The 15666-nt window shown below is 69.1% G+C and carries 12 protein-coding genes; 3 read left to right on the top strand and 9 right to left on the bottom strand.

Annotated elements, in window-relative coordinates; genetic code table 11:
- Positions 1 to 93: 93 nt before the first annotated feature.
- Complete coding sequence (locus tag OG747_RS25535) at positions 94 to 780, bottom strand: YoaK family protein (RefSeq protein WP_405881694.1); 687 nt, start codon at positions 778 to 780, stop codon at positions 94 to 96.
- Positions 781 to 845: 65 nt separating this feature from the next.
- On the opposite strand from OG747_RS25535, the gene OG747_RS25530 reads away from it, so the two are divergent.
- On the top strand, positions 846 to 983 hold the full coding sequence (locus tag OG747_RS25530) for a hypothetical protein (RefSeq protein ID WP_405881693.1): 138 nt from the start codon (positions 846 to 848) through the stop codon (positions 981 to 983).
- 434 nt (positions 984 to 1417) lie between these two features.
- Here OG747_RS25530 and OG747_RS25525 read toward each other — a convergent pair whose 3' ends face one another.
- From OG747_RS25525 to OG747_RS25510, 4 genes are all read right to left on the bottom strand, one after another.
- Positions 1418 to 2080, bottom strand: a complete 663-nt coding sequence (locus OG747_RS25525) for a hydrolase (protein ID WP_405881692.1) — start codon at positions 2078 to 2080, stop codon at positions 1418 to 1420.
- Positions 2081 to 2859: 779 nt separating this feature from the next.
- Complete coding sequence (locus OG747_RS25520; protein ID WP_405881691.1) at positions 2860 to 3492, bottom strand: LAETG motif-containing sortase-dependent surface protein; 633 nt, start codon at positions 3490 to 3492, stop codon at positions 2860 to 2862.
- Positions 3493 to 4043: 551 nt separating this feature from the next.
- Positions 4044 to 4721: a GAP family protein gene (locus OG747_RS25515; protein ID WP_405881690.1), complete on the bottom strand. Its 678-nt coding sequence runs from the start codon at positions 4719 to 4721 to the stop codon at positions 4044 to 4046.
- Between the two features lie 932 nt (positions 4722 to 5653).
- On the bottom strand, positions 5654 to 7108 hold the full coding sequence (locus OG747_RS25510; protein WP_405881689.1) for an amino acid permease: 1455 nt from the start codon (positions 7106 to 7108) through the stop codon (positions 5654 to 5656).
- Positions 7109 to 7502: 394 nt separating this feature from the next.
- Between OG747_RS25510 and OG747_RS25505 the strand changes: the two genes are divergently transcribed.
- Both OG747_RS25505 and OG747_RS25500 read left to right on the top strand, forming a co-directional pair.
- The gene (locus OG747_RS25505; RefSeq protein WP_405881688.1) at positions 7503 to 8237 is read left to right on the top strand and encodes a FadR/GntR family transcriptional regulator; all 735 of its coding nucleotides are present in this window, start codon (positions 7503 to 7505) and stop codon (positions 8235 to 8237) included.
- Positions 8238 to 8313: 76 nt separating this feature from the next.
- A complete protein-coding gene (locus OG747_RS25500; protein ID WP_405881687.1) occupies positions 8314 to 9786 on the top strand; it encodes an APC family permease in 1473 nt (490 codons plus the stop codon).
- 182 nt (positions 9787 to 9968) lie between these two features.
- Here the strand turns inward: OG747_RS25500 and OG747_RS25495 are convergent, their stop codons facing one another.
- The 4 genes from OG747_RS25495 to OG747_RS25480 all read right to left on the bottom strand — a co-directional run bounded on the left by OG747_RS25495 (position 9969) and on the right by OG747_RS25480 (position 15640).
- Complete coding sequence (locus OG747_RS25495; RefSeq protein WP_405881686.1) at positions 9969 to 11357, bottom strand: S8 family serine peptidase; 1389 nt, start codon at positions 11355 to 11357, stop codon at positions 9969 to 9971.
- Between the two features lie 566 nt (positions 11358 to 11923).
- Positions 11924 to 12502, bottom strand: coding sequence for a hypothetical protein (locus OG747_RS25490; RefSeq protein WP_405881685.1), 579 nt, complete (start codon positions 12500 to 12502; stop codon positions 11924 to 11926).
- Between the two features lie 695 nt (positions 12503 to 13197).
- The gene (locus tag OG747_RS25485) at positions 13198 to 13704 is read right to left on the bottom strand and encodes a CAP domain-containing protein (protein ID WP_405881684.1); all 507 of its coding nucleotides are present in this window, start codon (positions 13702 to 13704) and stop codon (positions 13198 to 13200) included.
- Positions 13705 to 14632: 928 nt separating this feature from the next.
- The gene (locus OG747_RS25480) at positions 14633 to 15640 is read right to left on the bottom strand and encodes a hypothetical protein (RefSeq protein ID WP_405881682.1); all 1008 of its coding nucleotides are present in this window, start codon (positions 15638 to 15640) and stop codon (positions 14633 to 14635) included.
- Positions 15641 to 15666 lie beyond the last annotated feature (26 nt).

Below are 15666 nucleotides of genomic sequence, written 5' to 3'. Positions count from 1 at the left end.
TCATCTCCAGTGAGCAGGGAGTTCTGAGAATCTGTGTGAGGGGTGAAGCGGCTGCTGGGGGCCGCAGTGGGGTGGGAGTGACCGCGGGCTGCGTCAGCCGGAGGATGAGCCGCGGGGCACGGCCAGGGCGGCGGCAGCGGCACCGAACGTGCCGGCCAGCAGGGGCCAGCCAAGTCCCGTGTGCTGCACAAGCAGGGCTCCCCCGAATGCGCCTGCCAGCATCGCCAGCACGGACACCAGTCGGCGGCCGGCACGCGGATTGGTGCCGCCTGCCAGAGTCGAGTCGGACGCCAGTCCGGTCAGAGTGAGCGTCAGCACCGTCGTGGTCACATCCGGCACGGCGAGTTTGCGCACCGTCCCGTTGCGCAGACCCATGGCCAGGGCGATCAGGGCGATCAGCGCGTAGACCGCGTGGCTCGCGGCGAAGGCGACGGCTGTCGCCGTGGCCAGCAAACCCATTTCAAGAACCTGGATCCGGCGCAGCCAGCGCGCCGAAGTGCCGCGGCGCATCACGGTTTCCAGACGGCCGGCGACCACCGCTCCGACCAGGAAGGCGGCCAGCGACACCAGCGAGCCGAGCACCGAGAAGCCGGGTACGCCGGCGGCGGCGAAGCCGATGATGACCACATTGCCGGTCATGTTCGCGGTGAAGACATGTCCCAGGCCCAGGTAGCTGATCGCGTCGATGAGGCCGCTCACGGCCGTCGCTGTCATGAGGGCCGGCAGCAGCGGCTCGCGACCGCCCGGCGCAGGCTGGGCCTGCGGTTGGTTGATAGTCACTGTCGCTTCCTTGGGTCGAGGCCCGTGTTCGGTCTGGGTTGCTCTGACGGGAGACCTCGTCCGCCGTGCCCGCTGGACGCTCGCCGCAGGCATGGGCCGGCTCCTGGGTCGTGTCCGGGATCTGGTCGGGGATCTGGTCGGGGATCTCGGCCGGCGTCCCCGGTCACCCGGCCGACGGCCGCGCGGACGAGCCGCTGCCCTAGCCAGGGCCTGTCCGACCATTCGCGCCGGATCGGACCGCGGCGTCCGGTGCCGTGCATCGCGAGGCGGAGGGTCGCCCTCGTACTGGGCGTACTTGGGCGTGCCGGACAACGCGGCGAGGTGCGGTGCCAGGCGTCGGGGGCCCGGCGGGAATGGTCGGACAGGTCCTGGCGCCCACGACCGCCGGCCAGCGGCTGACGACACGGCTGCCGTGCTCGGTCCTGCACGCGGCGGCACCTCCCGGGGCCGCCCAACAGGCTGTCACTCGCGTGCAGTTCGGCGCCTGCCTGCGGTGGGTGGCGTTTGCCCTGCGGCGCGAGATGACGTCCGCGCCGCCGAAACCGCCGAACCTCGCGCACATCGAGGTCCTGGGCCCCGGGCCGCCGCCGGCCCGGGGCGGGGCGGGGCGCCCTCGGGCCGGCGGCCCGGACGGCGGTCAGCCCGCGGCGTGGGCACCGATGACGGACTGGGCGTAGACGACGCCGAGACCGTAGGCGCCGCCGTGCTCCTTGACGATCTCCATGACAGCGCCGTAGGTCTCGCCGCGGGCCCAGTCGCGCTGCAGCTCGAGCAGGACCTGGATCCAGGTGACCGGCACCGCACCGGCGTTGATCATGCGCTGGAGGGCGTGCTCGTGAGCCTGCGGGGTGACACCGCCGGAGGCGTCGGCCACCACGTACACCTCGTAGCCCTGTCCGAGCGCGGACAGCGCCGGGAGAACCAGGCACACCTCGGTCCACAGGCCCGACAGGATGATCTTCCTGCGGCCGGTGGCCCTGACGGCCTCGACGAGCGCACTGTCCTCCCACGCGTTCATGGTGGTCCGGTCGATGATCTCCTGGCCGGGGAAGACCTCGGCGAGCTGCGGCAGCAGCGGGCCGGAGAACGACTCGGCGGCAACCGTGGTCAGCACGGCGGGGACATTGAAGGCCTTGGCGGCCTTGGCCAGGCCCACGGTGGCGTTGATGATCGCGCCGCGGTCGCCACTTCCGGTCCCGAAGAACATCTGCGGCTGATGGTCGACGAACAGCATCACGGAGTTGTCGGGAGTCAGCAGGTCCGGGCTGGGGGCGGCCTTGACATTGGCGACATTGAACATGACGGGTTCCTTTTCTTCCGTTACAAGCAGGGGCGCAGACCTGGCGTGCCTGGCCGCGGGTCGGCCGAAGCGTGCCAGCAGTCCCTGCAGTCGGTTCTTGGATGCCGGCATCGCGGCCTCCTTTGGGTGTCGCGCCGGGGCGGTGGTCCGTCCCCCGAGGGGGGGCGCTTACATCAATCAATCTTTCAGAGAAGATGTTTCCTCGCAAGAGGTTGAATGATGAACTACCTCGGTGAGGTGCACCACACGGAACGGGACTCCTCTGCGCGCGCACTCCCGCCAGGCGCCGGCTCCGCGGCAACGTAACGCGCGTAGACCGGACAGAAAACGCTTTCTTTCCTGTCCGGTATCAAGACTGTGGCCACAGACACCCGGTCCGCTATCGAGATGTGGCCACAGACACGGAACACGTCGCGAAGAGCGGTTCGGCGCTTGGGGGAGGCAAGGACCGGGGCGCCGCGAGGGTGGAGAGAGGCCGCCGGGGCCATGGGGCGCCCGTCGCAGCGGGGTAGTGGCAGGCCGCCGCCCACCGTGATCGAACTCCTGAAGCAGGTGTCGCAGGTTCGAATCCTGCCGGGGGCACACGATGAAGGGCCGGCTCAGGAGGGTTTCCCTCCCAGGCCGGCCCTTCGCCGTATCCGGTGCCGTGCCACAGGCGTGCTGCCGCGGACCAGAGAGGCCTTGAGTACAACGCCGCTCCCCCGTCGCCCGGATCATCAAATCCGTGCGGTACAGGGGGACTTTGTTTCACCCGCCTCCGCTCGGCTCGGGCATCCGGCTCAGCGGTGGGCGGTCCGGCGTCGGCGTGTGACGACCAGCAGGGCGGCGCCGGCCAACACGACCGCACCGGCCGTCCCGGCGACCAGCGGAGTAGAGCCGGAGGCACCTGTCTCGGCGAGCGGAGGTGCGGAAGCGGACGATGTGCCCGGTGACGGCAGCGGGGAGGACGCGTCCGACGACGTTCCACTTGTCACGGTAGGGGTCGGTGCGGCGGTGGCTGGGGCGCTGGATGACGGGGTCTGCGACGGGCTCGCCGCCCCGCACACCGGGGACGTCTTGGTCTCGTCGATCGACTGGCCGTCGTCGCTGCCGGCCTTCACCGAGAGACGGATCGAGACCGGCTTGCTGTGGCTCGGGACGGTGTACGTCTTGTGGAACTCGTCGCGGAAGCTGAGCTCCGGTCCCAGGGCCTTGCCGTCTGCCGTGACGTCGACGACCTGCACGACAATGACGTTGTAGCCAGTGAGATCCACAGTCACCTGCGAACAGGTCACGGACCAGTCGTACGTCGAGGCCGAGGCCGGGGCGGATGCCATACCAAGCCCGAGCAGCGTCGCGGCGGCCGTCGTCGCGACGGCGGCCGGTCGGTGCCAGGAGATGGAACGCTTGGTGGTTCTGCTCGATAGCTGCACGGTTTCTCCGGAAAGGTTCTGTGGGCCGTCGGGGCATGACACGCAGGCGGCACAGTACAAGCCGGGGTGAAGCACAGCTCACCCTCCCCTCCCCTCTTCCCAAGCCGGGGAACCCGAGGGCATCGCGTGTCGCTGCCTGACGGCGCTGATCTGTTGCGGTTGTTCAGGGCCGGTAGACCATCCCCGGCTGGGGCTTGGCGGGGGCGAGCAGCCTGTTCCGTGGTTGCCAGTAAGCGGATCGCTTCTGAGTGGTCTCACCTCGCGCTACCGCGCGCGGGCGAAAGCCGGCTTCGCCGCGAGGCCGCTGCCCCTCGCCGCGGTGGCCCGGCAACTCTGCCGGGCCGGCAGCCCTGAGCCTTCGGGTGTGACGTGCGGCGGACAGGGACCGGACTCCGACACAGCCTCCAGCGCACGCGACACGCTAACGGGCGAGCGGGCGGCGAAGCTCCAACGCCTTCATCGCCGAAGCAGCCCCAGCCCAGAGCCGCTCCGCCAGCCTTCTCTGTTGCACGTCTGTGATCGGACCACGCCGCCACGCGTGGGCAGGCCTGTCAGGAGGTGAGGATGGAGATGCCGTCTCCGAGCAGTTTCAGCCCGAGAACGAAGAACAGGACGGCCATCACGGCGACGTTGTGCTGAGCTGCCCAGTCTTTCCAGTTGCCGAGCGTGGTTTTCGCCCGCTCTCCCCCGAGGAGGAACACTGCCAGTGGGGCCAGCAGGCCGAGGGTGGCGATCAGGACGAAGATTGCCAGCGATGCGATCTGCTGCCCGACCGGCAGTCCGGCTGAGCCGATCGCGGCGCCCGCGGCGATGGTCAGCGGGGCGTTCTTGGCGTTGAGCGCGGCCAGGGCCAGTCCGAGTCCGAAGATCTTGACCGGCGTGAGGCGGTCGATCGCGGCCATCCACTTCGGCAGCTGGGCCTTCGAGGGGTCCTTCGGGCGCCGATGCCATTGCCGGGCGCCGAAGAGGACGAGGAACACGCCCAGAGCGAGCTTGAGAACTCCCACCCAGGTAGCCGGGTGATTGTGGGCGGAGGCACCGGCGGGGGAAGCGATCGCCAGCATCACCGCGCCCAGTGCCGAGAGTCCCAGGATCCAGCCACCGGTGAAGAGGAGTCCGTTGAGACGTCCCCGAGGCGTGGCGAGAATGAGGATGATCGCGATGATCGGGAGCGGGCTGATCGCGACGGCGGCCGCGAGACCCAGCACGTCACCGAGGACTTTGCCCATGGTTGCCTCCAGGGGGGTGGGTCAGGGATGCGATCGAGTTGAGCAAGGCTTGGTGCGAATGGGTGACCCGACCGCCCGGTCAGCCCTCCGGACGTTCGGAACTGCACAGCGCCTTCGTCGCTCAAACCCGCTCACAGTGCGGCGGGGACGGCGCCTGGGCCCACGACGGGTTGCTACGCGGCTGGCTTCCCGTCCACGCGGAAGCGGCTGCCCGGGAACGTGACGACGACGTACTCGGGGTGCCCGTTCCATCTTCCTGCGCCTTTCCGGATCTGTCCTCGGGCGCTCCTCAGGGCGCGGGGACCCCGGCGTCGGCCTGCCGGCACCCGCGTTGTTGCCTGACCGGAACCGGACGCAAGCCTGCACCCGAGGCTGCCTTCTTTCTCAGCACCGTGTCGGACGAGGCGCGCCCGCTCTGGCCTGTCGGGCACGGATCGTAGCCGTCCCGGTCCCGGTCCCGGTCCGTAGCCGTCCGCCGACGAGGTGCTTGGCTTGGTGCTTGACCCGGCCCATCCGCAGCTCTTGCGACGCCGTCATCAGCCGCTCCGGGCTGTCGAACGGTGACCGCGGCTCCGACAGCTCTGCCCGCGGTGGCAGCAGGCCATAAGGGCCCGTTCCGTGAGGTCGCCCCACGCAGCGACCGAACTCCTCAAGCGGGTGTCGCACATTCGAATCCTGCCGGGGCACAGGACCAGGGGCCGGCTCAGGAGGGGTTTCCCTCCTGAGCCGGCCCCTGGTCCTGTTCGAGACGACCGGCGACGGTCCGGTCACGGTCGCTGGTCAGGCTGCCCGCCCTGCGTCCCGACGAAGACGTGTCCGTGGCAGAGGCACGCCGACGGCAGGATCGACCGCCGGGCAACGGGACCGGACCGCACCGCCGAGGACGCGGCCGAGGGCGACGTGCGCCGTGCGGACCGACCGCGGCCCGGCCCCTACGACGGGGTGACCGCGCTGTGCGTCCTGCTGCGGCCCAGCCGCGCACGGGCCAGCGAGACAGCCACCACGCCCACGGCCAACAGGGTGGACAGGACCACCTGGTCGCGGCCGCCGCCCGCGGCCGTGTCGGTCAGCATGTAGCCCAGCACGAACGTGATCAGGGCGATGGTGGCCCACGTCAGGTAGGGGTAGAGCCACATCTTGACGATCAGCTTCTCCGGCGACTCCCGCTCGATGATCTTGCGCATCCGCAGCTGGGAGAAGCAGATCACCAGCCAGACGAACAGGGCGATCGCACCGGAGGAGTTGAGCAGGAACTGGAAGACCGTGTCCGGCCACAGGTAGTTGAACGCGACCGCGACGAAGCCGAAGACCACCGAGGCCAGGATGGCCGACTGCGGCACGCCGCGACCCCTGGTGCGGCCCAGGGCGGCCGGGGCGTCGCCGCGCCGGCCGAGGGAGAACGCCATCCGCGACGCGGTGTACAGGCCGGAGTTGAGGCAGGACAGCACGGAGGTCAGCACGATGGCGTTCATGATCTGGGCGGCGTGCGGGATGCCGATGGAGCTCAGGGCGGCGACGTACGAGCCCTCCTTGAGGATCGCCGGGTCGTCCCAGCGCAGCAGCGACACCACGATCAGGATCGAGCCCAGGTAGAACACCGCGATCCGCCAGATCACGCTGTTCGTCGACTTGGCGACCGCGGCCTGCGGGTCCTCGGACTCGCCGGCCGCCAGCGTGACGATCTCGCTGCCCATGAACGAGAAGACCACCATCAGGACGCCGGTGAGGATCGCCCCCGGCCCGTGCGGCAGGAATCCGCCGTGCCCGGTCAGGTTGGAGAAGCCGGTCGCCGGGTGGTCCGAGCCGGGGAGCAGCCCGAAGATGGCGAGGGCGCCGAGCACGATGAAAGCGGCGATGGCGACGACCTTGATGCCGGCGAACCAGAACTCGAACTCGCCGTAGGAGCTGACCGAGGCCAGGTTGGTGGCGGTGAGGACGACCATGACGATCAGGGCCCAGCCCCATTGCGGGACCGCCGGTATCCACCCGGCCAGGATCTTGGCTCCGGCGGTCGCCTCGACCGCGAGCACCACGACCCAGAAGAACCAGTACAGCCAGCCGATCGTTAATCCGGCCCAGCGGCCGAGCGCACGGTCCGCGTAGGCGGAGAACGAGCCGGACGTGGGGTTGGCCGCGGCCATTTCGCCGAGCATGCGCATGACGAGGACGACGAGGACCCCGACCAGCGCGTAGGAGATGAGAATGCCGGGGCCCGCGGCGGCGATGCCGGAACCGGAGCCGACGAACAGGCCGGCGCCGATGACACCGCCGATCGCGATCATCGACAGGTGGCGGTTCTTCAGTCCGGCTTGCAGGCCGGATCCTGCCGGGGTGCTTTCGGTGGTAGTGACCGGGTCTGCGGCGGATACAGGGGGACGTGTGGTCATCTCGACATCCAGGGAGGGGAGTTCGGACGAGGACATGCGTCGGCAGGCCCGGGCGGGGATGACCGCACAGGTTCTGCCGAAGGGGGACGGGCACCGCGACGGCATGGTGGGCCGCGGCCTCATGGTCCGTGTCTGCGGAGGCAGCCACGGCTGGCCGACAGGAAATTAGTTCACTACGATCGAAAAGAACAAGGCTTGTTTAACTGTTCACCATGCTCTATTTTTCGTGCAGCGCGGAGTTGCTTCTTCCGTTGTGGCTGCCGCGTCGTCCCCTGTGTTCCGGCCCCCGTGGGAGCCCCCATGCACAACACCGCGGCATGGTCGCGAGAGCCACCGGTGCGGACGGCGTCCCCGCGGGCCGTGACCCCGCTCAGCAGGCCGTTAGGGTGGCGGCGTGGTGAATCCAGCGGGCAAGTTCGGGCCCTACAACCAGCCGGGGCCGGCACGGCCGGGGCCGGTCGCCGGGGTGCGGGACGCCCGTTTCCTGCCCGGCAGGGGCCAGACGGGATCGGAGCTCGTCCGGTCACGGATAGCACTGCGGGTGCGCCTGAAGTCCGTGTCACCGGGGGACCGGCTGCCGGACGCCGGCGTCCTCGCCGAGGAGCTGGGGATCAGTGAGATCACCGTGCGCCGCGCGCTGGAGGTGATGTGCCAGGACGGCTTGCTCGACCGCCGACGAGGCCGGGCGGGCGGGACCTTCGTCGCGGCGGAGTGGGACGCGGTCGTCGCTCTGATGCACGACGCCGACGAGGCGGCTTCACTGGACGCCTTCCACCTGCTGCTCGAGTGCGGCCTCGTGGCGCACAGTGCCGGCGAGGTCCCGCCCGATCGTCTCGAAGCGCTGCAGGCGCTGGTCGACGAAATGGACCTGGCCGAGGACCAGGCACGACTGCTCGAACTGGAGACGCGCTTCCACCTCGACCTCGCGGAGGCGCTCGGCGGCAGCGGAATCCGCGAGTTCGCCGCCGACCTGCTCGGTCGACTGTGCCTGCTGTTGCCCGCCCCGACAGCCGAGGTCGTACGGGCGCAGAACCGCTGCCACGCCGAACTGCTCGCCGAACTCGGCCGTGGCGCGATGGACCCGGCTGTGCGGGCGGTGAAGACACACCAGCAGGCCCGCCCGAGCTGACGCCCGGTTGTGCCGACCCCAGTGCCCACACCCCACACGCCCCTTGCACCGCCACACCGCAGAAGGAGTTGCCGCCATGTCTGACCCCGGAGCCGTCGACCCGTCGTCGACGTCGGGCCCCGTCGGCGGCACACCCCAGCGCCTGCGCGGCGGCGTCCTCGGCATGGCGGACATCGCCGCCGCCACGATGGCCAACGTCGGCCCGGCCATGAGCTTCTTCTTCGGCTTCGCCTTCCTGACCACCACCGCGGGCATCGCCTCCCCGCTGACCATCGCGGCCGCAGGCGTCGCGGTCGCGCTCCTTGGCAACACGCTCGCCGAGTTCTCCCGGGCGCACCCCTCGGCGGGCAGCTTCATCACCTTCGTCGGCAAGACCTTCGGGCCGGTCAGCGCGGTGACCACGGCCCTGCTGGCCGGACTCGGCTACATCATCGCCATGGCCTCCGTCATCGCGATCTCGGGCGGCTTCGTCCAGATCACCCTGCACGAATACACCGGCGTAGACCTGCCGTGGATCATCTGGACGCTGCTGCTGACCGGGCTCTCGGTGGTGCTGATGCTGCGCGGGGTGGTGGTCTCCACCAAGTGGGCCGGCTACTTCTTCGGCGTGGAGATGCTGGTGCTGGTCGTGGTCTCGATCGCGGCGATCGTCGAACACCGCGGCCATCTCTCCGCCGACCCGTTCCTGCCCAGCCACATCAGCCACGGCCTCAGCGGCCTGGCGGCAGGCTTCCCACTGGCGGTGTACCTGTTCGTCGGCTGGGAGAACTCGGCCGCGCTGGCGGAGGAGACGGAGAACCCGCGGCGCAACGTCGGCCGCGCCGTGTTCTTCTCCATCGCGATCATGACGGTGAGCTACATCCTCTTCTCCTACGCCACGGTGACCGGCTTCGACTACGACGTGGCCAGGCTCGGCGACGTTCGCATTCCCTTCATCGCCGTCGCCCACGACACACTCGGAGCGCTGGCGTTCGTCGCCTACGTCGGGGGCTTGACCTCCACCCTCGGCGTACTGATCGCGGGCATCAACTCCCAGGCCCGCCTGGTGTTCAATGCCGGACGCGAGGGGCTGCTCCCGTCCTTCTTCGGCTACGTGCACCCCACCCGCCGCACGCCGACCAACGCGATCGTCACCTTCACCGCCACCGCACTGCTGATCATCGGAGGCTGGGGCCTGGGCCATCTGCTCGGGCCGGACGGCAGCCCCATGAACCCCGTGGTCTTCTTCACCGAGTCGTCGAGCCTGGGCGCCATCCTGATCCTGCTGGTCTACCTCGCGTCCAACATCGCCCTGCCGCTGTACTACCGCAGGTACCGTCCACAGGAGTTCCGGACGGTCCGGCACCTGGTGCTGCCCTCGATCGGCAGCCTGGCCATCCTGGTTCCGCTCTACTACCTCGCCAAGCCCGGACAGCCCGCGCCGTACAGCTGGTTCCCCTTCGCGGCACTGGCCACCCTGTTCGCCGCCATCGGCTACGCGACGCTCCTGGTCCGCCGCGACCCGAGCCTGGCCGAACGTGTCGGTTCCGTCGTCGCCGACGCGGAGTGAGCATGTTGCTCTTGGGCGGCTGAAGATCGCCACAACGAGGCCGGGCCGGCGGCCCTCCACCTTCACTCGCTGCACGAGCGGCAGGATTTCCCGCATCTGCCGTACGAGGGACGGCCCGGGTGCGGAACCCGGGCCGTCTCAGGGGCAACTGTCAGGGGAAGAAACCCTGTTGCAGCGTGGCGTCAGCCGCGGCCGCTCCCCTGGGCGAGGGCAGACACGAAGCGGAGGGCGTCCACGGTGCCGACGCCGGTGGCCATGTCGTAGCCGTTGACGGCCTTGTACCCGGTGACGCCTTCGTAGGTGTTGTTCGTGCCGTCGTTGACGTCGACGACGCCGGTGGTCTTGTCGTGGTGGGTGGCGCGCTTGGAGAGGTCGTACAGCGCCTCGTTGATGTTGCCCACCCGGTGGCCGGCCGCCTGGTCGGCGAGGGCGATGATGCCCGAGAAGAGCGGGCTGGCCTCACTGGTGCCGCCGGTGACGTCCCAGCCGGTGGCGGTCGGGTCGAAGCTGGAGTAGATCCAGGCGCCGCCGTTGACCGCGGCGGCCAGCGACACGTCCGGGGTGCCGCGGCGGGCACCGACGACGTTCTTCACACCGTTCTGGAAGGCAGGACGGGAGAAGACGTGGGACTGGCCGCCGCCGCCCGAGCCGTAGTCGTTGTAGACGCTGTCGGGCTTGACGCGCTGGCCCTTGTCGTTCAGGTGGAGCTGGGTGCCGCCGATGGAGGTGACCAGCGGGTCCGAGGAGGGCCAGGAGTTGACGCGCTTCTTGTAGTAGGTCTTGCCGTCCGCCTGGAGGTCGGTGGCGCCACCGTCGCCGGAGGAGGCGAGGACGGTCACGTGCTTGCGGTTCGCGTCCTCGAAGGCGTAGCGCAGCTTCTTGATGCTGGAGAAGTCGCCCTTGCCGAAACCGGGGAAGGTGTCCTCGGTGGCACCGAAGCTCTGGCTGATGACATCGCCGACGCCGTGGTCGATCAGGTGCTTCTCGGCGTCCATCATCTCCGGCAGACCGGTGACGCCCTCGGTCTCGGCGACCGCCGTCTCCACCAGGACGATCTTGGCGTCGGGCGCGACCGCGTGGGCCATCTCGACGTCCAGGGTGCTCTCCCCCGCCCAGCCGGTCATGTCGGAGTTCTTGGGGTCGAAGACGGGCACCTTGCCCCACTTGACTACGTTGACCTTGGTGCTGCGCAGGCCGAACTGCTTGCTGTACACGTCGAGGTCGTGCTGGATGGTGGGGGAGCCGAACGAGTCGACGATGACGATGGTGCGCCCCTTGCCCGTGATGCCCTTCCGGTACAGCGGGTTGAGGTCGTACGCGGTGCGGTACTGGAGCGGGTTGTAACAGGCGATGTGCCACTTGGCCTGGCACTGCTCGCTGGAGAGCGGGCTGGCCACGCCGTGGACCAGGGTGTGCCCGACGATGGCCGGAACCGCCTTGGTGTGCGGTACGGCGGCAGGCGCGGCGGTGGTGACGCCGGCCAGCGGAGCGGTCGCCAGCGCGGCGACGGCGAGGGCGGCGGTGGCGGCCGTGGAAGCCGCGACACCCCGCCCGGTACGGGCTATGTGCATGAATCCCCCTGAATGGTCCTGGGTGGTCTTGAGTCACACGAAGTGCTCTTCGTGCATCCCATCGACTGAGACATGCACAGGACAAGAGTGTTGAACTGTCGATGCCGAACCCTTTACCCAAACAGCACCTCCGGTGCGAACGGACCTGCCTGGCCAGCACGTTCACGGCGCGAGGGCGAAGCCGACGCTCGTCGGAGCGGTGAACGGCAGTCACGGCCTGCCGTTGCGCAATGGGCCGAGGATGCAGGATTGAGTGGCGGCGGGCGCCCGATGAACCCCGTTCACGGCCGTTCGAACGAGACCAGACGAGACCAGACGAGACCAGGAGTCGGGACCGGGTCGGTGGCGAACCGCCCATGAACCCAGGGGCAACGGCCCCGAACGACGCCCAACACCCCACCTGCCAGACCTGGCAGGCGTGTTGGATCGCGTCCGCCCTGCGACCAGTTCGTCTCGACGGAAGTGGGCCGGGCTTCTGGACTCCGACCGGAGAACCGAACGAAGTCCCGGCACGCAGCGCAGCGTCGAGACCGCACCCGCAGCAGGCTGACGCACCTACGGCAGAGTCAGGCCGCGGCTCGGAGTCTTGCAAAGGCCTTGGCCAATGCTTGGTTCAGCATCGTCCGATCGAACTTGACCGTGCTGGTCGATGCGATCAGCACGCCCTCGATCTCCACCACGTTGTTTCCGACCTGAACCACGGCCAGCACATTGTCGGATGAGCCGGTCGTGCTGCCCATGGACCACTCGATTCCAGCGCTCGCGTCACCCAGTCCCGGAACGGTGAGGGAACGGGGTTCGGATGCCACCGTGCCGGTTGCCCGCCTGCTGTAGACGGTCTGGCATGTCGAGCCGGCGGTCGCCACATCGGCCACGATCTTGGCAGCGACGCCTCGCGGGTAGCCGGCCACAATCTCGGATATCACGGTCACACGATCGGACCCGATCAGGTCGATCCCGGCATAGGCATCGGCGGTGGGTGCCTTCTTCCCGTAACCGATCGCGTTGAGCAGCCGCGAACACGGTTGTGTGTCCGCGTTCGAGATGATTCCGAACGGGCCGTCGACGGGCGGCTGGTCGCTGATCGAGCTGTGACGGTCGCTGTAGGCACCGCCGGGGTTGGTGCCCAAAGCGCCGTCTGTCATGAATGGGCCGTGTGGCAGGTCCGTGGCGCGAAGCAGTCCCGCCTTAAGCCGAGCCAGGGACAGCGGCCGGGTCGCTAACGCTGAATTGCGGGAGTGCCTGGCGGCGGCCAGGCCAGGCCACGCCACAAGAGCCTGCGGTGGGAACGGACAGTGGGTGTCGCAGGTTCGCATCCTGCCAGGGGCTCTGCGTCCGACCAGGTACGGAGCAAGCGACAGCCCCTCGGGACAATCTCCGAGGGGCTGGCCTGGTCCGGACCGATCGAGTTCGACCTCGACCAGCCGCGCCTGCGTATGCACTACTACCGCATCGTCCTGACAGAGGTCCTCCACGACAACCTGGTCCACTACCTCGACCGGGACCTGCTCATCAGCATGTCGCCCACCCTGCGCACACCGAGCACTCACCGGGGCGCCGGCCTGCTGTGCCGACGCCCAGGGCCACGCCGAGACGGACGGCAGACCGCGCGTGCTCTGCCAGGCGGTCGATCTGGGGCAGCATCCGTAAGCCGTCTGGGCCGCGCCTACTTGGCGACAGGCCGCGTCCGCGCAGCGCCTTCACCCGTGATGGTGGACTCGGATCAGCGGCCGGTTGGGCCCCGCCGGGGACCGGAGGGATCTGCCGTCCTCCGCGTACGCCCGGTCGGGGCCCTGAACCTCACCCATCAAGTGGGTGACGGTTCGTCAGGGGCGCTGCGTCACCCGGGCGCTGCGAAGACCTGCACTGTGTACTTGCCGCTGACGGCGACACCGGTGTCGGTCAGTGCGCAGTTGACGATGTTGGCGCGGTGGCCCGAGCTCCCCATCCAGTCGTCGACGATCTTCTTGGCGTCGGTGGAGCCCCAGGCCATGTTCTCCGCCGTCGGGCCCGCGTTGTAGCCGGCTTCCTTGATCCGCTGCTGGGGGCTGGAGCCGTCGGAACCGGTGTGGTTCGTCAGGTTGTTCTTTTCCGCGTCGTCCGCGAAGGTCTTGGCGGCCTGGGTGAGCTGCGCGTTCTCGTTGAGCGCGGGGCAATTGGCCTTGCCGCGTTCCGCGTTGACCAGTTGCAGGATCTCGCCGCCCGTGACCTGCAGGGCGCCTGGCGCGGCGGCGGGGGCGGTGGCCGCCGCTGTGGCGCCGGCGCCGGCCGCTCCGGCGAACACCAGTAGGGGGGCCGTGCAGGCGGCGGCGCAGAGACGGCGTATTCGTGTGGTGTTGGTGCGCATGGGAAATGCCTTCCATTGGAAGGGTCGGTAAGGAGTCCCTCGGGAGTCCGTGAGATGCGTGAACTCCGCGCGCTGCGGCCCAACTGCGGGCGGCACCGGACGGGTTCGGCCCGACCGGGGGCGTGCGGGATGGGCGCGGGCACGGCATACGACCGCCCGGAGGACCCTCGGTCACCGGCGGCCCCGTTGAAGGGTGCCCGGCGCCTGCGCTCTCTCCTACGGCTCCACAGTACGCCCGCTGCGGCCGGCCCACGAGTTCAGCGGGAGGGTGCGGCCGTCGCGCTGCCGAGCCGCTGATTGCGATGACGTGTGCGTCCCGGTCTGGTGGTGTCCCCGCCATGGCGGTCCGGCGGAGCGCGTGACTGCCCGCTGCGCGCGGCATCTCGTCTTTCGTCCTACGCCTGGCCACCGCAGAGCGGTCGGCGCATACGTGCCCGCCGGGTGAGCGGCTGCTGAGGCGGCACGGCGAGAGGGGAAGTCGGCGCGCACGGCGCCGTCCTCGCCACCCGCGTCGGCTGCGGCCTCGGGTCTGGGGGCCGTTGGCAGCGGGCGTTTCCAGGTCCCGTCGGCCGAACACCCGGTGACGGACGGTCTGTCGGGGCACAGAGCCGGTTGGCCGACGTCACCGACTCCCCTTGATCGCCCTGGCAGGGATCGGGCCGCGGCTTCACCTGGTGACCGGAGGATGTCCCGCCACTGGAGTGGGATGAGGGGCCTGCGGCTGATGGCCGCGATCGCTCAGGTGACGGCCCTGGAGCAGGCCGCCGACCGCGAGGTGACCGCCACCGACCGATGCCGGCCGTAGGCGACCGGCTGCCCCCCACCCCCCGTACACCGTCGACGGGTGGAAATGTGCGAACTGCGACTGCGGGGCCCAGTAGGGCGTGTGCCGGCGGCAGGACCGGAATCAGGCCTCAGGACTCAGGACTCAGGACTCATCGTCTCCGGCACGTCGGCGATAGGAACGGACGGTCGTGAGCGTCGCGGCGATCAGGAGGACCAGAGCCGCCGATCCTGAGATGAGGCTCCGGTTCAGAGAGCTTGGCTCATCACGATGTGAAGGGACTGCCGCGGCCATACCTGGACCGTTCGGGAAGGTGATTCGAGCCCGATGCGTCTCCTCCAACAGCCCGCTCTTCAGCTTGAGTGAGACGTCCCACGGGCCGTCCACCACCTGATCGGGCACGACGACCCTCACCGGCTCGGATTGGCCGGGTGCCAACGTCGTTCCGGGGTCGACCAGGTACGGCCCTGCGCTGATGCTTCCGGACACTTGGGACATCTTCATGGTGCCGGTGAGGTCCAGAGCGCGGCCACCGGTGTTGTGGACCTTGGCGTATACGACGGCACGCCCACTGGCATCGCGCCCAGCCGTCATGTTGTCCACCGTGAATTGGGCACGAGGCGGATTATCGCCGCCGACTGAGAGGTAGAGCCGGATTCCGGTGCGGCTGACCAGGGTGATGCCGCTGCCTTGGTCGCGACCGTTGACCTGTGCCCATACCACGCCGTATCGCTCACCCGGGGCAGCATCCTTCGGAATGACGATGGTCACGGTGTCACGAGCTCTTGAGTGAGCGGGGATGTCCAGGATCCGTTGACCGGTCTTGATCCAGGTGGTGAGCTCGTTACGGCCGTGTCCGGCAGCTCCGGTGAAGGAACCTTTGCGGATGTCGGCGGCGCCGGCGTAGACCGCGACCCGCAGGTCGGCGGCCGATTTGTTCGACACCTCGATGCGCCGCTTCACGATGACACCGGGTTCCAGGTTGTCGATGATGTACTGCCTTGCCCGCGGGTCGCGGATGAGGTCGGCAGGGGCATCGACGAGCCGAATGCCCACGGAGTCCGGGGGGTTCGGTCGCTGTACCGGATTTGATACGAGGGATGCGGCCGACGCGGTGCTGGTGGCCACGGCAAACGCCGTGGCCAGCAGCACCGCGAGGGAAAAGAACCTGGGCACAG

This window comes from Streptomyces sp. NBC_01384, assembly GCF_045040035.1.
Taxonomy (GTDB): Bacteria; Actinomycetota; Actinomycetes; order Streptomycetales; family Streptomycetaceae; genus Streptomyces.
This window is presented reverse-complemented; position numbering and strand designations above follow the sequence as displayed.

Bases quoted from the DNA above. Each gene is read 5' to 3' on its own strand.
- OG747_RS25525 (WP_405881692.1), bottom strand. From the start codon at position 2,080: ATGTTCAATGTCGCCAATGTCAAGGCCGCCCCCAGCCCGGACCTGCTG.
- OG747_RS25515 (WP_405881690.1), bottom strand. From the start codon at position 4,721: ATGGGCAAAGTCCTCGGTGACGTGCTGGGTCTCGCGGCCGCCGTCGCG.
- OG747_RS25510 (WP_405881689.1), bottom strand. From the start codon at position 7,108: ATGACCACACGTCCCCCTGTATCCGCCGCAGACCCGGTCACTACCACC.
- OG747_RS25500 (WP_405881687.1), top strand. From the start codon at position 8,314: ATGTCTGACCCCGGAGCCGTCGACCCGTCGTCGACGTCGGGCCCCGTC.
- OG747_RS25495 (WP_405881686.1), bottom strand. From the start codon at position 11,357: ATGCACATAGCCCGTACCGGGCGGGGTGTCGCGGCTTCCACGGCCGCC.
- OG747_RS25490 (WP_405881685.1), bottom strand. From the start codon at position 12,502: ATGACAGACGGCGCTTTGGGCACCAACCCCGGCGGTGCCTACAGCGAC.
- OG747_RS25485 (WP_405881684.1), bottom strand. From the start codon at position 13,704: ATGCGCACCAACACCACACGAATACGCCGTCTCTGCGCCGCCGCCTGC.